Origin of the sequence: Pseudomonas sp. NBRC 111130, from assembly GCF_001320485.1 — a bacterium.
Classification (GTDB): domain Bacteria; phylum Pseudomonadota; class Gammaproteobacteria; order Pseudomonadales; family Pseudomonadaceae; genus Aquipseudomonas; species Aquipseudomonas vlassakiae.
Genome location: NZ_BCBG01000053.1, coordinates 1 through 14,108, shown reverse-complemented (window position 1 = coordinate 14,108; position 14,108 = coordinate 1). Strand labels below are relative to the sequence as shown.

11 protein-coding genes are annotated in these 14,108 nt (G+C 64.9%); 7 read left to right on the top strand and 4 right to left on the bottom strand.

The features are described 5' to 3' along the window. The first annotated feature begins 27 nt into the window (after positions 1–27). The 7 genes from APH33_RS20110 to APH33_RS20080 all read left to right on the top strand — a co-directional run bounded on the left by APH33_RS20110 (position 28) and on the right by APH33_RS20080 (position 9,545). A complete protein-coding gene (locus APH33_RS20110; protein ID WP_054886841.1) occupies positions 28–1,344 on the top strand; it encodes a DUF3426 domain-containing protein in 1,317 nt (438 codons plus the stop codon). A gap of 159 nt (positions 1,345–1,503) precedes the next feature. Further along, a complete protein-coding gene (gene dusB / locus APH33_RS20105; RefSeq protein ID WP_054886840.1) occupies positions 1,504–2,517 on the top strand; it encodes a tRNA dihydrouridine synthase DusB in 1,014 nt (337 codons plus the stop codon). Beyond that, the gene (gene fis / locus APH33_RS20100) at positions 2,514–2,834 is read left to right on the top strand and encodes a DNA-binding transcriptional regulator Fis (RefSeq protein WP_008093076.1); all 321 of its coding nucleotides are present in this window, start codon (positions 2,514–2,516) and stop codon (positions 2,832–2,834) included. The genes dusB and fis overlap by 4 nt, the downstream gene beginning before the upstream one ends. 80 nt (positions 2,835–2,914) lie before the next feature. Then, positions 2,915–4,522: a bifunctional phosphoribosylaminoimidazolecarboxamide formyltransferase/IMP cyclohydrolase gene (purH, locus tag APH33_RS20095; RefSeq protein ID WP_054886839.1), complete on the top strand. Its 1,608-nt coding sequence runs from the start codon at positions 2,915–2,917 to the stop codon at positions 4,520–4,522. A 181-nt stretch (positions 4,523–4,703) separates the two neighbouring features. Further along, complete coding sequence (purD, locus tag APH33_RS20090; protein WP_054886838.1) at positions 4,704–5,999, top strand: phosphoribosylamine--glycine ligase; 1,296 nt, start codon at positions 4,704–4,706, stop codon at positions 5,997–5,999. Between the two features lie 135 nt (positions 6,000–6,134). Continuing rightward, positions 6,135–8,906 (top strand): hybrid sensor histidine kinase/response regulator, encoded by a 2,772-nt coding sequence (locus APH33_RS20085; protein ID WP_054886837.1) that lies wholly within the window; start codon positions 6,135–6,137, stop codon positions 8,904–8,906. 45 nt (positions 8,907–8,951) lie between these two features. Beyond that, positions 8,952–9,545, top strand: coding sequence for a MarC family protein (locus APH33_RS20080; RefSeq protein WP_176509668.1), 594 nt, complete (start codon positions 8,952–8,954; stop codon positions 9,543–9,545). Between the two features lie 9 nt (positions 9,546–9,554). On the opposite strand, the gene cobJ is transcribed toward APH33_RS20080, so the two are convergent. From cobJ to cobG, 4 genes are read right to left on the bottom strand one after another with little or no spacing between them, the layout of a single operon-like run. Continuing rightward, positions 9,555–11,261 carry a precorrin-3B C(17)-methyltransferase gene (gene cobJ / locus APH33_RS20075; RefSeq protein ID WP_054886835.1) on the bottom strand — a complete coding sequence of 569 codons (1,707 nt, stop codon included), beginning with the start codon at positions 11,259–11,261 and terminating at the stop codon, positions 9,555–9,557. Then, positions 11,249–11,980: a precorrin-2 C(20)-methyltransferase gene (locus APH33_RS20070; RefSeq protein ID WP_054886834.1), complete on the bottom strand. Its 732-nt coding sequence runs from the start codon at positions 11,978–11,980 to the stop codon at positions 11,249–11,251. Before APH33_RS20070 ends, cobJ begins: the two co-directional genes overlap by 13 nt. Beyond that, positions 11,980–12,606 carry a precorrin-8X methylmutase gene (locus tag APH33_RS20065; RefSeq protein ID WP_054886833.1) on the bottom strand — a complete coding sequence of 209 codons (627 nt, stop codon included), beginning with the start codon at positions 12,604–12,606 and terminating at the stop codon, positions 11,980–11,982. Before APH33_RS20065 ends, APH33_RS20070 begins: the two co-directional genes overlap by 1 nt. Continuing rightward, positions 12,599–13,930 carry a precorrin-3B synthase gene (gene cobG / locus APH33_RS20060; protein WP_054886832.1) on the bottom strand — a complete coding sequence of 444 codons (1,332 nt, stop codon included), beginning with the start codon at positions 13,928–13,930 and terminating at the stop codon, positions 12,599–12,601. Before cobG ends, APH33_RS20065 begins: the two co-directional genes overlap by 8 nt. Between the last annotated feature and the right edge of the window lie 178 nt (positions 13,931–14,108).

The window sequence follows — 14,108 nt, the reverse complement described above, 5'->3', positions numbered from 1 at the left end:
TTCTCTGCACAGCTCCCGGATCGCCGCATGACCGACAGTTTCGTCACCCAGTGCCCGCATTGCCAGACCAGCTTTCGCGTCACCCATCACCAGTTGAGCGTGGCTCGCGGCGTCGTGCGCTGCGGTCACTGCCTGCAGGTGTTCAATGCGGCCAAGCAGCTGTTGGAGCAGAACCGTGCCGCGGCCAGCCCTGCGCCCGTCGTTCCACCGCCAGCGGTGGTCGAGCCGGTCGCTGCGCCTGAACCGGCGGTCAGCGAGCCGCCGCCGGTAACAAAAGAAGACTGGGCCATGACCGCCCAGGCTCTGGATGAACTCGACCTTGACCAGGAGCTGGCGCGCCTTGAACGCCGTGGCGAGCCGACCGAGCCGCGTGCCGATATCAAGGCCAATGCCTTGCAAGCCCGCCGCGACGAGCCGGCTGCCGACGAGCATGGCGACGAACTGTTCGGCACTGCCACCGACGAACCCTATGAGCCTCATGAAGCCCATGCTTCGACCCCTGTGCTGCTGGATGAACAGCCGCTGGAGCCTGAACCCGGTCATCGCCACGAGCCAACTCTTGGCGGCGACCTGGACCTCGACCTCGACGAGGAACCGTCAACGCAGCGCGTAGCTGAACCTGAACCGGTTGAGCGCTTCGAAGAACATGACGATATCATTCACGCAAAAGGCCTCAGCGCCCGTGATGACGACGACGCCGACCTACACCTGTCGGCCCGTGACGACGCCCCCCTCGAGCCGCTGCCCGGTGAACGTCTGGAGCCCGGCTTCGCCGCCAAGCCAGAACGCCCGTCACGCAAGGAACCGCTGGTCGACGTGGTCGACGACCCTCTGCAACTGGGGTGGGAAAAACCCCGGCCCAACTGGGGCAAGCGCCTGCTGTGGAGCTTCCTGACCCTGCTGGCCGCTGGCCTGCTGGCATTCCAGTACGTGTGGTTCCACTTCGACGAACTGGCCCGCCAGGACCAGTATCGCCCGATCTTCCAGCAACTGTGCCCGATGCTCGGCTGCCACGTGCCGACCCGCGTCGATATCAGCCGGATCAAGAGCAGCAACCTGGTGGTGCGCAGCCACCCGGACTTCAAGGGCGCCCTGATCGTCGATGCGATCATCTACAACCGCGCACCGTTCTCCCAGCCGTTCCCGCTGCTGGAGCTGCGCTTCGCCGACCTCAACGGCCAGCTGATCGCCAGCCGTCGGTTCAAACCCAGCGAATACCTGTCGGGAGAACTGGCCGGGCGCGGCGAAATGCCGAGCCAGACGCCGATCCACATTGCCCTGGATATTCTCGACCCGGGCCCCAAGGCCGTGAACTACAGCCTCAGTTTCCGCTCCCCGGAATAAGCCCGCGTCCACATGGGGGCGCGCTGACCAAAGCAAATGACATAAGCCGACAGCTGTACAGAATTTATCCAAATCCTTCTTTATCCGGTCACCGAGAGCGGGTATCATGCCAACCCTTTTTCGGACTCCCATGATTCGGCCCCACAACAGGGAACACCTATGTCGGCGGTACGCATCGGCCCATACACACTACGCAACAACCTGATCCTCGCACCCATGGCCGGGGTCACGGACCAGCCTTTCCGGACACTTTGCAAGCGCTTGGGCGCCGGCATGGTGGTGTCGGAGATGGTCAGCAGCGACATGAGCCTGTGGAACAGCCGCAAGTCCAGCCTGCGCCGCATCCATGAGGGTGATCCCGAGCCACGCTCGGTACAGATCGCCGGTGGTGATGCGCAGATGATGGCCGCGGCGGCCCGGGCCAATGTCGAGGCAGGTGCGCAGATCATCGATATCAACATGGGCTGTCCGGCAAAAAAAGTCTGCAACAAAGCGGCAGGCTCTGCTTTATTGAGAGATGAAGACCTGGTCGCCGAAATCCTCCACGCCGTGGTCGGCGCGGTGGACGTACCCGTGACCCTGAAAATCCGCACCGGGTGGGACCGGGCGAACAAGAACGGCCTGAACGTGGCGAAGATCGCCGAACAGGCTGGCATCCAGGCGCTGGCGGTGCATGGCCGCACACGCGCTGACCTGTACACCGGCGAAGCCGAATACGACACCATTGCTGCCATCAAGCAGGCGGTATCGATCCCGGTTTTTGCCAATGGCGATATCACTTCGCCAGAAAAGGCCCGGTCGGTGCTGGATGCCACCGGGGTCGACGGCCTGCTGATTGGCCGGGCTGCCCAAGGGCGGCCATGGATCTTTCGCGAGATCGAACATTTTTTGGGGACTGGCCAGCATTTGCCGGCCCCGCAGTTGGACGAAGTGGAACGCATCCTGCTAGAGCACCTGGCCGCGCTGCATGTCTTCTATGGCGATGTGATGGGCGTACGTATCGCCCGCAAGCACGTGGGCTGGTACCTGGCAACACGACCCGGCGGCAGGGAGTTTCGCGCCCGGTTCAACGCTTTGGAAGACACACAAGCGCAGTGCGCCAACGTTCGCGAGTTTTTCAGTGAACGTCGACAGAGCCTTGAGACAGAGGACGGACAAGGGGTGGCCGCATGACGATGATGACCGAGACATTAGTGAGTGGAACAACGCCCGTGAGCGACAACGCCAACCTCAAACAGCACCTCAACACGCCGAGCGAAGAGGGCCAGACCCTTCGCGACAGCGTCGAGAAGGCGCTGCACAACTACTTCGCACACCTGGAAGGCGCGACCGTCACCGACGTGTACAACCTGGTGCTCTCCGAAGTCGAGGCGCCCCTGCTCGAAAGCGTGATGAACTACGTGAAGGGCAACCAGACCAAGGCCAGCGAGATGCTCGGCCTCAACCGTGGCACCCTGCGCAAGAAGCTCAAGCAGTACGACTTGTTGTAAGCCAGAATCCCGATCAGAAAAGGCGGCCTCTGCGAAGAGACGCCTTTTTTGCTGACTCCACCGCGTTATTGGAACCCGAAATGACCGACCAGACTACCCGCCTGCCAGTCCGCCGCGCCCTGATCAGCGTCTCCGACAAGACCGGTATCCTCGAATTCGCCCGTGAGCTGCAACAGCTCGGTGTCGAGATCCTGTCCACCGGCGGCACCTACAAGCTGCTCAAGGACAACGGCGTGAACGCGGTGGAAGTGGCCGACTACACTGGCTTCGCCGAGATGATGGATGGCCGGGTCAAGACCCTGCACCCGAAGATCCACGGTGGCATCCTTGGCCGTCGCGGCATCGACGACGCCATCATGAACGAGCACGGCATCAAGCCGATCGACCTGGTTGCAGTCAACCTGTACCCGTTCGAAGCCACCATTTCCAAGCCAGGCTGTGACTTGCCGACCGCCATCGAGAACATCGACATCGGCGGCCCGACCATGGTCCGTTCGGCAGCCAAGAACCACAAGGATGTCGCCATCGTGGTCAACGCCAGCGACTACGCCGGCGTGCTGGAAGGCCTCAAGGCCGGCGGCCTGACCTACGCCCAGCGCTTCGACCTGATGCTCAAGGCGTTCGAGCACACTGCTGCCTACGACGGCATGATCGCCAACTACATGGGCACCATCGACCAGGCCAAAGACACCCTGAGCACTGAAGCACGCAGCGAATTCCCGCGCACCTTCAACAGCCAGTTCGTCAAGGCCCAGGAAATGCGCTACGGCGAGAACCCGCACCAGAGCGCGGCGTTCTACGTTGAAGCGAAGAAAGGCGAAGCCAGCATTTCTACCGCCGTGCAACTGCAAGGCAAGGAACTGTCGTTCAACAACGTGGCCGACACCGACGCCGCGCTGGAGTGCGTTAAGAGCTTCGTCAAGCCAGCCTGCGTCATCGTCAAGCACGCCAACCCGTGCGGCGTGGCCGTTGTGCCTGAAGACGAAGGCGGCATCCGCAAGGCCTACGACCTGGCCTACGCCACCGACACCGAGTCGGCATTCGGCGGCATCATCGCCTTCAACCGCGAGCTGGACGGCGAAACCGCCCAGGCCATCGTCGACCGCCAGTTCGTCGAAGTGATCATCGCGCCGAAAATCTCCCAGGCGGCCCGCGACGTGGTAGCGGCCAAGCAGAACGTGCGTCTGCTGGAGTGCGGCGAGTGGCCAGCCGAGCGCGCTGCCGGTTGGGACTTCAAGCGCGTCAACGGTGGCCTGCTGGTGCAAAGCCGCGATATCGGCATGATCACCGCCGATGACCTGAAGATCGTCACCAAGCGTGCACCGACCGAGCAAGAGATCCACGACCTGGTGTTCGCCTGGAAAGTGGCCAAGTTCGTCAAGTCCAACGCTATCGTCTACGCCAAGCAGCGCCAGACCATCGGCGTCGGCGCCGGCCAGATGAGCCGCGTCAACTCCGCCCGCATCGCCGCCATCAAGGCCGAGCATGCCGGCCTGCAGGTGCAGGGTGCGGTCATGGCGTCCGACGCGTTCTTCCCGTTCCGTGATGGCATCGACAATGCGGCTAAAGTGGGTATCAGCGCCGTGATCCAGCCGGGTGGTTCGATGCGTGACGCCGAGGTGATTGCTGCCGCTGATGAAGCCGGCATCGCCATGGTGTTCACCGGTATGCGCCACTTCCGCCACTAATCAAGATGGCCGGCCGAACCTCGGTCCCCTGTAGGAGCGGCCTTGTGTCGCGAAAGGGCTGCGCAGCAGCCCCCGGACCTTTGCAATACAGCAAAAATCCCGGGACCGCTCTGCGGTCCTTTCGCGACACAAGGCCGCTCCTACAGGCGGACGAGGTTCTCCGCCAAACAGAGGTTTTGACATGAAAGTTTTGATCATCGGCAGCGGCGGCCGTGAGCACGCCCTGGCCTGGAAAGTCGCCCAGGACCCACGCGTCGAAAAAGTCTTCGTTGCCCCGGGCAATGCCGGCACGGCCATCGAGCCGAAATGCGAGAACGTCGCCATCGACGTCTGCGCCCTGGAGCAACTGGCCGACTTCGCCGAGAAGAACGTCGACCTGACCATCGTCGGCCCGGAAGCGCCGCTGGTGATCGGCGTGGTCGACCTGTTCCGCAGCCGTGGCCTGGACTGCTTCGGTCCGACCAAGGGCGCGGCCCAGCTGGAAGGCTCCAAGGCCTTCACCAAGGACTTCCTGGCCCGCCACAAGATCCCGACCGCCGACTACCAGAATTTCACCGAGATCGAGCCAGCCCTGGCCTACCTGCAGGAAAAGGGTGCCCCGATCGTGATCAAGGCCGACGGCCTGGCCGCGGGCAAGGGCGTGATCGTCGCCATGACCCTGGCAGAAGCCGAAGCCGCCGTGCGTGACATGCTGGCTGGCAACGCCTTCGGCGAGGCCGGTTCGCGCGTAGTCATCGAAGAGTTCCTCGACGGCGAGGAAGCCAGCTTCATCGTCATGGTCGACGGCCACAACGTGCTGCCCATGGCCACCAGCCAGGACCACAAGCGCGTCGGCGATCAGGATACCGGGCCGAACACCGGCGGCATGGGCGCCTACTCCCCTGCCCCGGTGGTTACCCCGGACGTGCACCAGCGCGTGATGGACCAGGTGATCTGGCCGACCGTGCGTGGCATGGCCGAAGAGGGCAACGTCTATACCGGCTTCCTGTATGCCGGCCTGATGATCGACAAGGCGGGCAACCCCAAGGTCATCGAGTTCAATTGCCGCTTCGGCGACCCTGAGACCCAGCCAGTCATGCTGCGCCTGGAGTCGAGCCTGGTGCTGCTGGTCGAAGCCGCCTTCGCCAAGGCACTGGACAAGGTCGAAGCACAGTGGGACCCGCGCCCGAGCCTGGGCGTGGTGCTGGCTGCCGGCGGTTACCCGGGTGACTACGCCAAAGGCGACGTGATCAACGGCCTGGAGGCTGCAGCCAAGATCGAAGGCAAGGTGTTCCATGCCGGTACCTCGCTGAAGGACGGTCAGGTCGTCACCAACGGCGGCCGTGTGCTCTGCGCTACCGCCATGGGTGCCAGCGTCGCCGATGCCCAGCAGCAGGCCTACCGCCTGGCCAAGGAAGTGAGCTGGAACGGCAGCTTCTACCGCACCGACATCGGCTACCGGGCCATCGCTCGCGAGCGCGGTGAACACCAGCAGTAAGTGGTACCGGAGTGCCGCAGCGCCTTGTGCATGCGGCATCCGGCTCGTCGACAGGGCCCCATGGGGGCCTTGCCTTCGGCTTGGCGCGCCGCGCATAGTTAGTATCTGGCACATCGGCTAGGAAGGGATCTCGTAGTGCGTCGGCTTCGGATTGCCACAGCTCTGATCGTCAGCTTGCTGACCCTGCTCTGCCTGTTGCCGGCTTCGGCCGAACAGGGCGGAGGCTGGTCCGTTCTGCTCGATGAACAGGCCAACCTGCAATTGAGCGACGTGCGTTCCGATCGCTATCGCAGCCAGTTCAGCCCTACCACCCTTGGCGAACTCGATGCCGCACCGGCTGAACAAGCCCTGTGGTTGCACTACCGCCTGGAACCGGGTGACCAGGAGCAACTGCTGCGCATCTTCGCTCCTGACTTGTCGCGCCTCGACCTCTACGCCCTCGATGGCGACAGGCTGCTGCGCCAACTGCACCACGGCCGCCAGGCCGGTAACGGCAGCCCGACCCTGCGCGGCAGCGACCATGTATTGCCCTTGCCCAACAGCCAGCACGCGCTGGACATTTACCTGCGCCTGGTCTCGGAGCACCAGCTGCGCCCGGCGATAAGCCTGGAACCCGCAGCGGTAGCCGCCTCCGACCATGGCCAACCCCTGCTGTTCGGCATGCTGTTCGGCGGCCTGGTGATGCTCATCCTGCATAACCTGATCCGCTTCATCTACACCCGCTCCAGCACTACCCTGTATCTCGCCCTGTACCACGGGCTGATGCTGCTCAGCGGCCTGATCCTGCTCAACCTCAGCGGCCCGTGGTGGCACCTGTGGCACAGCGCGCAAACCCCGGCGGCCTACCTGACCCTGGTTCTGGCCGGGCTGTCGGGGCTGTATTTCACCCAGCATTTCTTCTCTCCCTGCAACTCACCGCGGCTCAACCGCCTGCTGCAGGGCGAAATGCTGGTCGCAGCGGTCAGCGGGCTGGTCCTGCTGTTTGTCGATACCCTGCCGCTGAACCTGATGACGTATGCCCTGCTGGCCGTCGGCAGCGTGACCATGCTGACGGCCAGCAGCTACCACTGGTACAAGGGCTATGCACCGGCACGGCTGTTCAGCGTCGCCATGCTGGTATTCAACCTTGGCGGCCTGGTGCTGCTGCCCGCCCTGCTGGGCCTGACCCGCACTTCGACGCCTTGGCTGCTGTGCATCCTCCTGGGCATGACCGTGGTCAGTGGCTTGCTGCTCAACCTGGCCGTCAGTGAGCGCCTGCGGCGCATCAGCGAAGAACGCTTCCGCGCCAGCCGTGCGCTGGCGGCCAGCGATGCCGAGATCAACGCCAAGGCGGAGTTCCTGGCCAAGATCAGCCACGAAATCCGTACCCCCATGAACGGTGTACTGGGCATGACCGAACTGCTGCTCGGCACGCCACTGTCGGTCAAGCAACGCGACTATGTCCAGACCATTCACAGCGCCGGCAACGAGCTGCTGACGCTGATCAACGAGATTCTCGACATTTCCAAGCTCGAATCGCGGCAGATCGAGCTGGATGACGTGCAGTTCGACCTCAATGCCCTGATCGAAGACTGCCTGAACATTTTCCGCGCCAAGGCCGAGCAGCAGAACATCGAGCTGATCAGTTTCACCCAGCCGCAGGTGCCGCGGGTCATCAGCGGCGACCCGACACGCCTTCGCCAAGCCTTGTCGAGCCTGCTGGAAAATGCCCTGAAGAACACCTCCCAGGGCGAAATCCTGCTGGTGGTAGCGCTGGATCAGCGCGGTGAAATCCCACGCCTGCGCATTGCCGTGCAGGACAGTGGCGAGCCGCTGCCTGCGGCCGAGCGCGAGGCCTTGCTGCAGGCCGAGCTGCACAGCCACCACTTCCTTTCCAGCAACAAGCTTGGCGGCCACCTCGGGCTGGTCATCGCCAAGCAACTGATCGGCCTGATGCAAGGCGAGTTCGGCATCAAGAGCAGCACCAGCATGGGCAATACCCTTTGGCTGACCTTGCCGCTCGATCCATCACGCCTGGAGCAGCCCCCGGCAGACCTGGACGGCCCGTTACGCGACGCCCGGGTCCTGGTGGTCGACGACAACGACACCTGCCGCAAAGTCCTGGTGCAGCAGTGCAGCGCCTGGGGCATGAATGTCAGCGCGGTGCCATCGGGCAAGGAGGCGCTGGCCCTGCTGCGGACCAAGGCGCACCTGCGCGACTATTTCGATGCGGTGTTGCTGGACCAGAACATGCCGGGCATGACTGGCATGCAGCTGGCGGCCAAGATCAAGGAAGACCCGAGCCTGAACCACGACATCCTGGTGGTCATGCTCACCGGTATCAGCAACGCGCCCAGCAAGGTCATCGCACGTAATGCCGGGATCAAGCGCATCCTTGCCAAGCCGGTTGCCGGTTATACGCTCAAGACCACCCTGGCCGAAGAACTGGCCCAGCGTGGCCGCGATCAGGCCGTGCCGGCTGCGATGCCCGGCGCGCAGGGCGCGCTTGAGTTGCCGAGCGACTTCCGGGTACTGGTGGCCGAAGACAACAGTATCTCGACCAAGGTCATCCGCGGCATGCTCGGCAAGCTCAACCTGGAGCCCGATACCGCCAGCAACGGCGAAGAGGCCTTGCAGGCGATGAAGGCGCAGCGTTACGACCTGGTGTTGATGGACTGCGAAATGCCGGTACTGGACGGTTTCTCCGCGACCCAGCAGTTGCGTGCCTGGGAAACCACCAACCAGCGTCAGCGCACCCCGGTGGTGGCGCTGACCGCGCATATACTGGCTGAGCACAAGGAGCGCGCACGGCTGGCCGGCATGGACGGCCACATGGCCAAGCCGGTTGAGCTGTCACAGTTGCGCGAGTTGATCCAGTACTGGGCCAATCAGCGCGAAGCCAAAGCTGATCCGGCGCACAGCTCGTAACCAGACTCCTGCACGCCACCCTTATCCCCCAAGGATCATCCCATGCTGCATGACTTGTTCAGTGTCTACCTGAAGATGCTGGTGCTCTATAGCCCGTTCTTCGTGCTGTCGTGCTTCATCAGCCTGACCCGTGGTCACTCCAGCAAAGAGCGCAAACAGCTGGCCTGGAAGGTCGCCTTTGCCGCGCTGGTGGCCAGCGTGCTGCTGTACCTGTTCGGCAGGGTGATCTTCGGGATTTTCGGTATCACCGCCGACGCCTTCCGCATCGGTGCGGGCAGCGTACTGTTCATCTCGGCGTTGGGCATGGCCCAGGGCAAACCGGCTGTGCAGGCCGACAACGTGCAACAGGACGTGACCATCGTGCCACTCACCATCCCGCTCACCGTGGGCCCCGGCACCATCGGGGCCCTGCTGGTGATGGGCGTGGGCCAACCGCACTGGGACGACAAGCTGCTGGCCATTGTCAGCATCGCTCTGGCCAGCTTCACCGTCGGCCTGGTGTTGTACCTCTCGCACGGCATCGAAAAACTGCTCGGTGACCAGGGCCTGCAGATCGTCAGCCGCCTGATGGGGCTATTCGTCTGCGCCCTGGCGGCGCAGATCATCTTTACCGGGATCAAGGGCTACCTGGTCGGTTAGCCCTCAGGTTCAGGGCGCGGCGGGGTACCAACGCGGGGTGTAGACCCATTGACCGCCACTGGCACGGTCGAAGGCGCAGGTCGTGGAGGAACCGACCAGCACCATGGTACGCATGTCGACCATCTCCGGCGTCAGCTCGGCCAGGCTCACCACCCTGAGCGTCTGCCCCGGCCGGCCGATATCGCGCCCCAGCACCACCGGCGTCTGTGCATCCCGGTGCCGGCGCACGATCTCCAGTGCCGTGCCTAGCTGATGCGGCCTGGACCTGGAAATCGGATTGTAGAAGGCCAGCACCAGATCCGCCTGGGCCGCCAGGTCCAGGCGCTTTTCGATGATCGACCAGGGTTTGAGGTTGTCAGACAGCGACATCACGCAGAAGTCATGCCCCAAGGGCGCGCCAGCTTGCGCGGCGGTTGCCAGCGAAGCCGATACCCCTGGCAGGATCTGCAGGTCGACACGGTGCCAGGCAGGGTCGCAGGACTCATGCAGGGCTTCGAGCACCGCTGCGGCCATGGCGAACACACCAGGGTCGCCCGACGACACCACCACCACCGAACGGCCCTGGGCCGCCAGCTCGAAGGCATGCCGGGCACGCTGCATCTCTTCCCGGTTGTCGGTGCAGTGCTGCACCTGATCGTCACGGAACGGCCCCGCCATGCGCACGTAGGTCTCGTAGCCAAGGATGTCCTCGGCACGCGCAAGCTCGGCTTTCACCGCCGGCACCATCAGCTCGGCCGCCCCTGGGCCAAGGCCGATCACTGCCAGGCGACCGCGCTTGCGAGCCAACCGTGCCGGGTCGACCGGCAACGGCGCCGCAGCGATGACCAGGCCCGGCTGCTCGATCAGGCGCGCCTCGGGCAAAGCCTCGGCCGCCATGCTGGCCAAGGTGCCGTTCATGGCCGCGAAGCGCAGCACGACGCCCAGTTCTGCGGCGGCCTCGTGCAGCAACGGCTCGGCCATCGCCTGCTCGGCGACCAGCAGACACGCCAGCGAGGGCTCGGCAATGCCGGCCTCACGCAAGGCGCCACGTACCTGTTCGGCCAGGCCGGGCGCGCCTGCGGCGAGCGCCACCACCACCGAGCGTGGGTGGATCAGCAACTCGTCACGGCTGGCCACGCGCGCGTCACTGCCGACATGGATGGTGCGCCGGGCGCTTTCACTGGCCGGCAGTTGCGCCTGCGCAAGCCAGGGGGCATCACCCTCGATACGCACGCTTTCGCCGGCCAGCAGGTCCGAGACAAAGCGCTTGCCCTGCTCGAGGTCCGCCAGGGCATAGCCCTCGGGCGGGTTGAGCAGGCAGGTGCCGAAGCGCAGTTCACCACTGGTGGTGATCGCTGCAGCCACCCCCAGCGCCTCGCCGAGTTCGCGAGCCATGAGGTTGACCCCGCTCAGGCCACCCAACAACGGCACCACCGCGCTACCGTCCTCGGCCACGGCCAGCACTGGCGGCTCCGCACCTTTCTCATCGAGCAGGCTGGCCAGGCTGCGGATGACGATGCCGGCAGCACACAGCGCGATGATCGGGGTGGCCTGCTGGTAGAGCATGCGCAGGGTATCGCCAAAGCTGTCGTAGTACTGATCGGCGCCCTCGACCCGACCGCGCAGGCCGTAGACGGTCGCCTGTGGATAACGCTGCTGGATGCGCTGCGCCGTGGCCAGGCTGCCTGCCCCCAGGATGACGATGGCCGCTGCCTGTTGCCTGTTCAGCCCTGCCATTTTTCCCCCGGTACGATGATCAGCGAGAAGTACGGCGAAGACTGTGGGTCCACCTCATCCAGCGGCACGATCTTCTGGTTGGCCATGGTCGCCCGCTCGACGTACAGCGCACGCCCGTCCAGGCCGAGTTCGGCAAGTACCTGGCGCACCTTCGGGAAGTTGCGGCCCAGCTTCATGATCACCGCCGCATCGGCGTCTGCCAGGCGACGCTTGAGCTCTTCGGCGGGCAGCACGCCCGACAGTACCGACAGGCTCTGGTTGCGGTACACCAGCGGCGCGCCAAGCACCGAGGCACCACCGAGCATCGAACAGACCCCCGGGACCACTTCGGCCTCATGCTGCTGGGCAAGCCGGTCGTGCAGGTACATGTAGGAGCCGTAGAAGAACGGGTCACCTTCGCAGATCACCGCCACGTCACGGCCGGCATCCAGGTGCTCGGCCACCTGCACGGCCGCTTCATCGTAGAAATCGCTGATCACCTGTTCGTAGGACAGCGGCGCCGGCAGTGCCTCGGTCGTGACCGGATACACCAGCGGCAGCAGGGTCTGCTCGGCTTGCAGGTGGGCCTCGATGATGCCGAAGGCGTTGCCGCGCTTGCCCTTGGCCACGAAGTACGCCACCACCGGCGCCTCGCGCAGCAGGCGCAGGGCCTTGACGGTGATCAGTTCAGGGTCGCCGGGGCCAACGCCCAGGCCCAGCAGTCGTCCGCGCGGCGCCATCACTCCACCTCCGTGGCCAGGGCGTTGACTGCGGCAGCGGCCATTGCGCTGCCGCCCAGGCGGCCTTGCATGATCACGAATGGCACGCCGCGGCTGTCGGCGGCGAGCATCGCCTTGGACTCGGCGGCACCGACGAAGCCGACCGGGAAGCCGAGGATCAGGGCGGGTTTGGGCGCCCCGGCATCGATCATCTCCAGCAGGTAGAACAGCGCAGTCGGGGCATTGCCGATCACCACCACGCTGCCCTCCAGATGCGGGCGCCACAGCTCCAGGGCAACGGCGGAGCGGGTGTTGCCGACCTCCTTGGCCAGGCCTGGCACGCTGGGGTCGCGCAAGGTGCAGATCACCGGGTTGTTGGCGGGCAGGCGTGCGCGGGTGATGCCTTCGGCGACCATGTGTGCGTCGCAGAGGATCGGCGCACCATTGGCCAGGGCTTCACGGCCTGCGCGGCCGGCACCTTCGGAGAACTGCAGGCCATCGATGGCCTCGACCATGCCGCAGGCATGGATCACGCGCACGGCGAGTTTTTCCAGGTCTGCGGGAATCCGCTCGAGCCGGGCTTCCTCGCGGATGATCCGGAAGGAATTGCGATAGATCTCCTGACCATCGCGGATGTAGTCAATCATCAAGGTGCTCCGTCGGCAGGGCGAGCATGGCGCCTGCTTCATTCAAGGTAAGGTCGGTGGCGCGCAGGGCACCCAGGCCCGGCAGGTGCGCGTCACGCAAATAGAGGTCATAGCGGCCCGGTGAACGGGCCAGCAAGGTGGCCGGGGCGACATGGGCCACGGCACAGGAACGGGGGCAGCCGGACAAATGCACGCTGCCGGGCACGCCACTGCCCAACAGCGCCGCCAGCTCGACGGCATCGGCCTTGGTCTCGGCCTGGGCCTTGGCGCAGCCACTGCTGCCGGTACAGGCGACCATCCGCGCCAGGGGCTCGTCGGCCTGGCAGAGCAGGCCCAGTGCCGCCAGTTGGACGCGAGCCTGTTCGAGGTCGACAGCGGCGATGTTGGTCAGCATCAGGCTTTGCCACGGGCTCAGGCGCAGGCTGCCGTCACCCCATTGGCGGGCCACCCGGGCAGCGCCACGCAACATGGCCGGTGACAGGCGGCCCAACGGCGGGGCGACGCCCAAGGCCATGCCCTGCTGTTGTGCCACGGCACCCAGCCATGGGCATTGGGCGCCTTTGCGCCGCCACTCGATCACGGCGGCATCGCGACGTACTTGCAAGCCGAGACCGTCGATGAAGGCATCGACCCGGCAACCTTGCAGCAGCTGGCGCATGCGCGACTGCTCAGGGCTGGCCAGATCGAGGAAGCGATCGAGCACTGCGCGCACCAGCTCCAGCCCCTGCTCCAGTGGCACCGCGCCCAATACCGGACCATCGGCCGGGCAACTGGCCAAGCCAAATGCCAGCCAGTCGCGCTGCTCCAGGCGCAGTGCCGAGAGCCACAGGTCGTGAGGGTGATCGAGCATCGCCACGCCTTCCCCCCCATCGAGCTGCACGGCGAACTTGGCCGATAGCTGATGGAAGCGCGGCGTGCCTTGCAGCAGGTCGAGGATCTGCCCGGCCAGGGGGCGTACATCCAGCAGCATCGACGGATCATGGCCAGCCAAGGGGCTGAGCATCAGGTTGCGCACGTCATCGCTGGCTGCATCACGCGGACCAAGGCCGGCGGCCAGCAGGCTGTCGACCAGCCCGGCATGATCGCTGCCGATGCCGCGGATCTGCAGGTTGCCGCGGTTGGTGGCTTCGATCACCCCGCCCGCAAAACGCTCGGCTGCCGCCGCCACCGCATCGGCCTGGTCGGCCAGCAGCAGGCCGCCGGGCAGCTTGATACGGCAAATGCCACCGTCACGGGCGCTGACGATGCGCCACAACCCCGGGCAGGCCGAGGGACGGGGTGATGCTACGGGCGTGTTGGCTGGCGTCAAAGGGGCGTCCGGCAATCGCTGAAAGTGCGCTTGAGTGTAGAAGACGCGGTATTATGCCTGCTTTGTCCGGCGGCATGAAAAGCCGGTGGTCGAGCTTCAACAGCGATTGAGCAGAAATTCAGGACCGCGTAGCCCTTTTCGCGGGCAAGCCCGCTCCCACAGGTACTGCACAGCATTCGAGGGCTGTGCAGTA

What these genes read in the sequence shown, in the direction of transcription:
- APH33_RS20110 (WP_054886841.1), top strand. Translation starts at nt 28, where the DNA reads ATGACCGACAGTTTCGTCACCCAGTGCCCGCATTGCCAGACCAGCTTT.
- dusB (WP_054886840.1), top strand. Translation starts at nt 1,504, where the DNA reads ATGTCGGCGGTACGCATCGGCCCATACACACTACGCAACAACCTGATC.
- fis (WP_008093076.1), top strand. Translation starts at nt 2,514, where the DNA reads ATGACGATGATGACCGAGACATTAGTGAGTGGAACAACGCCCGTGAGC.
- purH (WP_054886839.1), top strand. Translation starts at nt 2,915, where the DNA reads ATGACCGACCAGACTACCCGCCTGCCAGTCCGCCGCGCCCTGATCAGC.
- purD (WP_054886838.1), top strand. Translation starts at nt 4,704, where the DNA reads ATGAAAGTTTTGATCATCGGCAGCGGCGGCCGTGAGCACGCCCTGGCC.
- cobJ (WP_054886835.1), bottom strand. Translation starts at nt 11,261, where the DNA reads ATGGCAGGGCTGAACAGGCAACAGGCAGCGGCCATCGTCATCCTGGGG.
- APH33_RS20070 (WP_054886834.1), bottom strand. Translation starts at nt 11,980, where the DNA reads ATGGCGCCGCGCGGACGACTGCTGGGCCTGGGCGTTGGCCCCGGCGAC.
- APH33_RS20065 (WP_054886833.1), bottom strand. Translation starts at nt 12,606, where the DNA reads ATGATTGACTACATCCGCGATGGTCAGGAGATCTATCGCAATTCCTTC.